Annotated in this window: 5 protein-coding genes; 2 read left to right on the top strand and 3 right to left on the bottom strand. The window is 46.2% G+C overall.

All coding sequences use genetic code 11. The features are described 5' to 3' along the window. The first annotated feature begins 478 nt into the window (after positions 1-478). Together NAF29_RS13215 and NAF29_RS13210 are read left to right on the top strand one after the other, a co-directional pair. Positions 479-3,619 (top strand): S8 family serine peptidase, encoded by a 3,141-nt coding sequence (locus tag NAF29_RS13215; protein WP_251262095.1) that lies wholly within the window; start codon positions 479-481, stop codon positions 3,617-3,619. An 84-nt stretch (positions 3,620-3,703) separates the two neighbouring features. Then, positions 3,704-4,186, top strand: a complete 483-nt coding sequence (locus NAF29_RS13210) for a PEP-CTERM sorting domain-containing protein (RefSeq protein ID WP_251262094.1) — start codon at positions 3,704-3,706, stop codon at positions 4,184-4,186. A 122-nt stretch (positions 4,187-4,308) separates the two neighbouring features. On the opposite strand, the gene NAF29_RS13205 is transcribed toward NAF29_RS13210, so the two are convergent. The 3 genes from NAF29_RS13205 to clpB form a co-directional block, all read right to left on the bottom strand. Continuing rightward, positions 4,309-4,782, bottom strand: a complete 474-nt coding sequence (locus NAF29_RS13205) for a hypothetical protein (protein WP_251262093.1) — start codon at positions 4,780-4,782, stop codon at positions 4,309-4,311. Between the two features lie 240 nt (positions 4,783-5,022). Continuing rightward, positions 5,023-5,862, bottom strand: coding sequence for a CDP-diacylglycerol--serine O-phosphatidyltransferase (pssA, locus tag NAF29_RS13200; protein ID WP_251262092.1), 840 nt, complete (start codon positions 5,860-5,862; stop codon positions 5,023-5,025). A 132-nt stretch (positions 5,863-5,994) separates the two neighbouring features. Further along, the gene (gene clpB, locus NAF29_RS13195) at positions 5,995-8,565 is read right to left on the bottom strand and encodes an ATP-dependent chaperone ClpB (RefSeq protein WP_251262090.1); all 2,571 of its coding nucleotides are present in this window, start codon (positions 8,563-8,565) and stop codon (positions 5,995-5,997) included. Positions 8,566-8,619: the final 54 nt, after the last annotated feature.

The raw sequence follows: 8,619 nt of genomic DNA, 5'->3' as shown, positions 1-8,619 counted from the left end.
AGATTGTCTTGCTAAATTGTTAAAGAGCGTCGCTTCGGCGTTGCCGTTGCGGGAGGCGTATAATACGCTTCCGGTGGTTAGTGTCAAGCGATTCAATGAATCTTTTTTGCTAACCGATTTTCTTCACCGCTTCGGGCTGAAGTCTTAACTTCTAGCGTTGCCGCCTTGCCCGTTGCTGTGGGGGCGCATTATAGGGAATCTTCTGACACGGTCAAGGGCTTTTATGAAATAAATTCGTAATATTCCTCACATGCTAAAAACCGCTTAATAAATGCTCGTTTTTAGGCGTTTTTGGCACCATAAACTTATCTTTACACCCTCTATCAACAAAACTCTCACATTCAACTAACGAAATACTATCTGAGGCACTAAATTTGCTTAGTCACATTACCTTCGATGGAGAAGTACGAAGGGCCGACCGTTAATAATCCGCAATCACAAAACAAATAGCGGACTCAGGTATATAAAAGGAAATTTTATGTTTCAACAGAAAGGAGCATCAAGCCTATTGCTTGCAGGCGCAATTGTCGCGCTGCCAGTTCTAGGAATCTCAGCAAATGAGATTGGTAACCTTGATACAACACAGCTACAACAAGGAAAAACAAGTCTACAGCCCAAATCCAAATCCGGTAACTACATTATTCAGCTTAAATCCCCCTCAGGGATTAGTGTTGCAAATGATTTAGGGCAACTCATACCTTCCAATAAGGCAGCAATTCCACAAAACCGGTACAACGCCCGTGACAGTGAGGTGCAACAGTACACGGCCAAATTAGAGCAATTGCACCAAACTCTTGCACAAAAAGTAGGCGTCAGTGAGATTACCTACTCTTACACGCATACATTTAACGGATTTAGTGCCACATTAACGTCATCTCAAGTCGACGCATTAAAAGCAAACCCTGACGTTTTAGGCGTGTGGGAAGATCAGTTACAGCAAGTAACCACTGCAAATACTCCGACTTTCTTGGGATTGGACTCGCCCTCGGGTCAACACACCCTAGATCTGAAAGGTGAAGACGTAGTCGTTGGTATTGTCGATACTGGTATTTGGCCGGAAAACCCTAGCTTTGCTGATGACGGATCATATAGTGATCCCACAGATTTTGGCTGGGCTGGTTCATGTGATGCTGGCGAAGACGAAGCATTTGTATGTAATCACAAATTAATCGGTGCGCAGTTTTTCAGTGGCGCTTTTGAAGCGACCTACCCACTCATTCCTCAAGAGTTTCGGTCACCACGAGACGCCGACGGTCATGGCAGTCATACCGCAGGTACAGCAGCGGGTAATGAAAATGTACCGGCAGTATTGTTCGGTACAGATGTTGGATCAGTGACGGGTATAGCACCCCGTGCACGTGTAGCAGTATATAAAGCATGCTGGAATAGTGATTACGAGACTGAATCAGGTCAAAAACAAAGTGGTTGTTTTTACGGCGATACAATGGCGGCAATCGATCAAGCAGTGGAGGATGGCGTTGACGTGATCAACTATTCCATTGGCGGTAGCCTTACTGATCTAACCGTGCCTTCAACTGCAGCAATGCTCATGGCAGAAAGAGCGGGTGTATTTGTTGCCGTATCAGCCGGTAACGATGGTCCCGATATTTCCACCGTTGGCACACCCGCACCTTGGGTGATGAGTGTTGCTGCCTCTACCTATGATGGAACTAGTGCAACGAATGCGATTAGCGTGGTGACTGACGACGACATGGTCTCGCTTTACGAATCAGTTGAGGGTGCAATCACTAAACCAATGAGTGAAGTTGGTGTTACTACACAAGCATTAGTGGCAGCCCAACCCATTGACGGATGCTTTATTGCACCCGAAACACCCACGCCACTGGAAAATGAAGAAGAAATTGCTGGCAAGATCGCCCTGATAACCCGTGGAGCGTGTGCATTTACCGAAAAAGTAGAACGCGCACTTCTAGCGGGTGCTGTCGGTGTCGTTGTGTATACCAATAATGATGGAGCGCCTATTGTTATGGGTGGCACCAAAAACTTTGATATACCCGGAGTTATGATTAGTAAGGCCAACGGTGAAACCTTACTGTCTGGGTTAGATGATAACGCATACACAGCGGTGACTCTCGACGCTGGTACTTATATCCCTCGTCAGGAAGTCGGTAATATCATTGCTGATTTCTCATCACGTGGCCCTAACTTGTCCACGGGTGATGTTATTAAACCCGATATTACTGCACCGGGCGTGCGCATCCTCGCAGCAACCACCAGTAATCCTGCTTTTGCAGCGGATGGAGAAACCTTTAAGTACTTGCAAGGTACTTCTATGTCTGCCCCTCATATCGCAGGTATGGCAGCTTTGCTCAAAGGCCAATATCCGAATTGGTCGCCGTCTATTATTAAGTCGGCCTTAATGACCTCCGCTCGGCAAAATCTCGTCAAAGAAACATTAATCGAGATAGCCGACCCTTTTGACTTCGGATCTGGACATGCTGTGCCTGTATCAGCCATGGACCCGGGTTTGGTCTATCAAACCGGTTTTTTTGACTATATGGCCTTCATGTGTGGTTTAGAGCAAGACAGCTTCGTACTTGAAACCAGTGGTTTTGCTTGTCCCGATTATGTGGCAGCTAACTTTGACATTGATCCCAGTGAACTGAACTTACCTTCAATTGCGATTGGTGAATTATCAGCTCCCGAAGCCGTGTATAGAACTGTCACCAACATTACCCAACAAGACTCCGTCTATACAGCATTGGTAGATGCTCCTTCAGGTATTTCTATTGAAGTATTCACTGCCTCCGAAACTGGAGAGTTAGTTGTTAATTCAGGTTCTTCGGCTCAATACGGATTACTATTCACGGTTGAAGATAATGCACAACTGGGTGAGTGGGTATTTGGCTCAATCACTTGGAGTGACGCAGCTGGCCACGTTGTTCGGAGCCCTATCGCGGTGAAAGTAGTTTCGCCTCAAACGATATTGGCGCCAGCGCTTGTCAGCAACACCGTCAATGCAACGCGGGGGCGACTCAACTTTGAGATCGAAATGAACTACACCGGCACCACCAGTCAACGTTCGACGGGTCTCACACTACCGTTTGTCACTAGCGCAACCATTCCTCAAGATGCTGACTCTACCTTTACCTTCAACGAAGCCAGTTTGGGTAAGCACGGGTTCTTAGTCTCTGAAGGGACAAAAGCTTTGAAGTTTATGTTGAGCGACGATCTCGTTTCTGTTCCTGGAGCAGATTTAGATTTGTACGTATATCGCTGCATTGCAAACGCATGCGACTTGGCAGGCCAATCAACGACTGCAACGTCAAACGAAGAAGTATTGTTGATTAACCCTGAGCCGGCAGCGGATGGCCCAAATGGTGATTTCTACTTCATCATGGTTCACGCCTACAATATCGATGGCCAAGCCGATTCTACCGTCACCTACCAAATGCCGTTCTGGTTTGCAGAAGAAGGGGCTGACACATCAAATATGAGAGTCTCTTCAAGCCGCCGAGCAATTCAAGGCCGAAGCAACTATGTGTCTATCTCGACACGCGGATTGGTTGCTGGCGGTTCATATTTAGGCGCAGTAAGTTTCCTCGACAACAAAGGTGTTGAGCAAATGGTGACCATCGTCGATGTAAAGGCTAACTAACTACCATTTATATAACCACAGGAAGTGCGGGCAAATACGAATGCAAGTATCTGCCCGCCAACGAAGACATTAAGGATAAACACAATGAAAAAAATCATTAAAACAATATTACTCGGCGCAACTCTCTTAATCACAAGCCTCCACGCAAATGCAGTGCTGGTCACTCAAGACATTATTTTCAACAATGTTGTAGAGGGATCTATTTCTTTCGACCCTCTATTGGCTGACGAGTTTGACACCATTGATACTTGGCAATCATTTGATTTCTTGGGTGTTGATTTTGCACCTGAAGATGCATTTGTGATTGAGCTGCAGATTGACCCGATGGACATTGCAAGTGGGCTTCAATTTTTACTGATTGATGTAGTCGACTCAGCAACATTCTTCGACTTTCAAGGCATTTGGGAAGCTGGGTTTGGCGGCGAGTTTAACGCCATTTTAGGCGGTACTCTTTATGACAACCTACCATTCGACCTAGGCAGCGTGAATGTAGTACCAGAACCTTCGGTTGCCTTTCTGATTATGGTTGGCGCGATAGCGATAGCCTTTCGCCGCAAGAAGCGATAATAACTAGTCAAGTTTTAACTCGGAAAAAAGCAGCCTTTTGGCTGCTTTTTTAGATCTGCGATGGGATGACCGTTGTAGCAGTTCATGGGCGAATTCAAACGAAGTATCAAGGCAAGGGCTACTTACAACAAAATGATGTGTTTAGATTTCAAGTAGGTCAACGCGCACGTTTCAGTGGCCTCCACTGCTTCTTTATGGTGGTGAGTTCGCAAGTCGTTTTCATCAAACCATATGTCGGTTTGATCAGAGACTAAAAAATTGTATTGGTCTCGGGCTTGCTGTTCCTGCTTAAACGCCTCTATGAACTTAGGGCTGTTACGAGCAATCGCTTGGAGCTTAGAACTTGCCTCATTAAGCTGGTTTAGAGCTTCATATACAGCGTTGGCACTATGAACATTTTCCATTATCTCAGCTTCGGTGAGAATGCCATCTTCAGCCTCATATTCCACAACCTTTTCAGATGCACAATGCGTGGAATAGATTTCGTGCAACAACACTTGTGCTTCCTCGCTGCCTACATCGAGATAAGTGGGTTCACCACAACCTAGTAACGAAACGACAGAAGCGGCTAAAGCGAGTGGTATGAATTTGTTCATTTCCATTTAGTCTTCATTCAATATGACGGCCGATACGGCCTGATCGCACTAGACACTTTCTATAATCTTAAAATACTCGACACAAAAAGTCGTACTAAAATTCAATGATTAGCGATGTATGACTTCGTTAGATTGTATTTTTGGAGTCGCACTAATTGAGGCAAGAGGATACAAAAAACGCACCTTACACTGGTGCGTTTTGAAACAATGAACGTTCGAAAAAGCGGTAATGGCTTAACTTTATGGATCACTTTTCTCTTTGGGAGTTTCAGCCTTATCTTGCGTAGACTGCTTCGCTTCATTCGACGAATCAAAATCTGCATCATCGCTGTCGCCCACAACATGTTCCATCTTTAATTTACGTACACCGCGAATCGTCACGAATGGCCCTGAAATCGCGTATCCCGCAAAAATAACAAACAATACCAAGGATGGGTTTGTGGCGATCACCACGTAAACCAACACAATCACAAGAATGGCAAGAAACGACACGCGTCCTTTCCAGTCCACGTCTTTGAACGAGTGATAACGGAAATTGCTGACCATGAGCGAACCCGACACGATTGTAATCGCAGCAACAATCCAATTAATCGAGTGACCCACAACCTCGTAGTCGCTACCTAACCACACCATGCCTGCAATAATACCGGCCGCGGCTGGGCTGGCTAACCCTTGAAAATAACGTTTATCGGCAACACCCACCATGGTGTTAAACCTTGCAAGCCGTAACGCGGCACCTGCAACAAAAATAAAGGCAGCTAACCAGCCAACTTTACCAAGTTCACTCAGCCCCCAATTGTATGCAATCAGGGCTGGAGCGACACCAAATGATACCATGTCTGCCATGCTGTCATACTCCGCACCAAAAGCGCTTGAAGTATTGGTCATGCGTGCCACTCGGCCATCTAAACCATCAAAAATCATGGCAATAAAAATAGCGACTGCCGCAAGTTTAAAATCCCCGTTCATCGATGCTACAACAGCATAGAAACCTGAGAATAAACCGCCTGTGGTTAACAGGTTCGGCAATAAGAAAATACCTTTGTGAGCCTGTGGCTCTTGATCTTGATGCTCTGACATTGAGGCTATTTTTCCGGATAAATCAGTCAATAACTGGCAACAGATTAGCACATGCACGTGAGTGGGGTGAATGAGTATGTTTGATATTACGCAAATGAAGCAGGGAACGAATGCCCCCTGCAAGAAAAATGACTAAGAAAAAACCAATTGTTCGTCTGCTACATCCACTTGAATTACGCTGCCAGGTACATATTTCCCTTGTAATAATGCTTGTGACAGTGGGTTTTCAAGCTGATGCTGAATAGCCCGCTTAAGTGGGCGCGCACCATACACTGGATCAAATCCCGCGTCTGATAATTTATCGAGCGCCTCTGTCGAAATTTCGAGGGTCAATTCTCGTTCAGTTAAGCGTTTAGCCAAACCTTCGATTTGAATGCCCGTAATCGATCGCAATTGCGTTTTTTCAAGCGGATGGAACACCACCAACTCATCAATACGGTTAATAAATTCTGGACGGAAATGATGCCCCACCACATCCATCACCTGAGCCTTCATCAACTCATAATCGTCAAGTCCGGCGCGCTCTTGAATACGATCCGAGCCCAAATTAGAAGTCATGATGATCACTGTATTGCGAAAATCGACCGTGCGCCCTTGGCCGTCGGTTAAACGCCCATCATCCAGTACTTGCAGTAAAATACTGAACACATCGGGGTGAGCTTTCTCAACTTCGTCTAGTAAAACCACAGAATATGGACGACGACGCACCGCCTCTGTTAAATACCCGCCTTCTTCATAGCCGACATAGCCCGGAGGCGCTCCCACTAAACGAGCAACAGAGTGCTTTTCCATAAACTCAGACATATCAATACGCACCATGGCATCTTCGGTATCGAACATAAATGACGCCAACGATTTACACAGCTCTGTTTTACCAACACCGGTTGGGCCTAAGAATAAGAATGAACCGATAGGCTGATCCGGATCGGCCAGACCGGAGCGAGAGCGACGAATGGCATTAGACACCGCGTCCACCGCTTCATGTTGACCAATCACACGTTTGTGCAATTGATCTTCCATTCGCAACAGTTTATCGCGTTCACCTTCAAGCATTCGCGCAATCGGAATGCCTGTGGCGCGGGCAAGAACCTCGGCAATTTCTTCTTCGCCAACTTTGTTGCGCAGCAGAGTCATTTCTTGCATCTCAGCTTGCGAAGCCAAGTCTAGCTGCCGTTCTAACTCTGGAATACGACCGTATTGCAGCTCAGACATGCGATTCAAATCGCCCGCTCGGCTTGCAAATTCGAGGTCTAAACGAGCTTGTTCAAGTTCAGTTTTAATATGTTGAGTGCCTGACAGAGCTGCTTTTTCAGACTCCCAAACTTCGTCTAGTTCGCGATATCGCTCTTCCAACGAAGAAAGCTCAGCTTCCAGTAAGGTTAAGCGTTTCTTACTGGCATCATCGTGCTCTTTGGCAATGGCTTGCTGTTCAATTTTGAGCTGAACGATTCTGCGCTCCAATTTGTCCATGTCTTCGGGTTTAGAATCAATCTGTAAGCGAATGGAAGACGCTGCTTCATCAATTAAATCAATCGCCTTGTCGGGCAATTGTCGGTCTGAAATGTAGCGGTGAGACAAAGTTGCTGCGGCAACAATAGCGGGATCGGTGATATCAACCGAATGATGCAATTCATAGCGTTCTTTTAATCCACGCAGAATGGCCACAGTATCTTCGACACTGGGCTCTTCAACCAATACCTTTTGGAATCGACGCTCCAACGCTGCGTCTTTCTCAACGTACTGACGATATTCATCCAGAGTGGTGGCGCCCACGCAATGTAACTCTCCCCTAGCCAAAGCGGGTTTAAGCATGTTTCCGGCATCCATCGCACCTTCAGCTTTGCCTGCTCCAACCATGGTATGAAGCTCATCAATGAATAAAATAACCTGGCCTTCTTCACGCGACAATTCACTCAAAACCGCTTTGAGTCGTTCTTCAAATTCACCGCGATATTTCGCACCAGCCAGCAATGAGCCCATGTCGAGTGACAATACACGCTTGTTTTTTAAGCCTTCGGGCACTTCTCCGTTAACAATACGTTGAGCTAAGCCTTCAACAATTGCAGTTTTACCTACGCCCGGTTCGCCAATGAGGACTGGATTATTTTTGGTTCGGCGCTGCAATACCTGTAATGTGCGTCGAATTTCGTCATCACGCCCAATCACAGGATCGAGCTTGCCTGCTTCTGCACGCTCAGTTAAGTCGATAGTATACTTTTCAAGCGCTTGGCGTTGTTCTTCTGCGTTCGGATCATCAATTTTCTGACCGCCACGCACTTGCTCAATGGCTTTTTCAATCGCTTCAGGGGTGCCACCTTGCGCGCGAAGTACATCGCCAACTTTGCCTTTGTCCTGACTCATAGCCAACACAAACAACTCGCTGGAGATAAATTTGTCTTTGCGCTTTTGAGCCAGCTTGTCAGTCATATTCAACAGACTAATCGTGCTTTGACCCAGCTGAACATCACCGCCAATGCCTTCTACTTTTGGAATTTGGTCGAGCGATTCTGACAATTGAGAACGCAACGCCACAACATTAACTTGGGCAAGCTGCAACAACGGACGCACCGACCCTTGATCTTGGTTGAGCAACGCCAACAACAAGTGAGAAGGCTCGATATACTGGTGATCGCGGCCCAAAGCTAGTGATTGGGCATCTGATAAGGCAATCTGAAATTTACTGGTTAATCGATCAATACGCATAGTCACTCCCGTCTAATCGAACAAATTTTGGTCTGATTAATAGATGGGTACTAA

The organism is Echinimonas agarilytica (assembly GCF_023703465.1).
Lineage (GTDB): Bacteria > Pseudomonadota > Gammaproteobacteria > Enterobacterales > Neiellaceae > Echinimonas > Echinimonas agarilytica.
The sequence above is the reverse complement of the archived record's forward strand: the minus strand, read 5'-3'. Positions and strand labels throughout refer to the sequence as shown.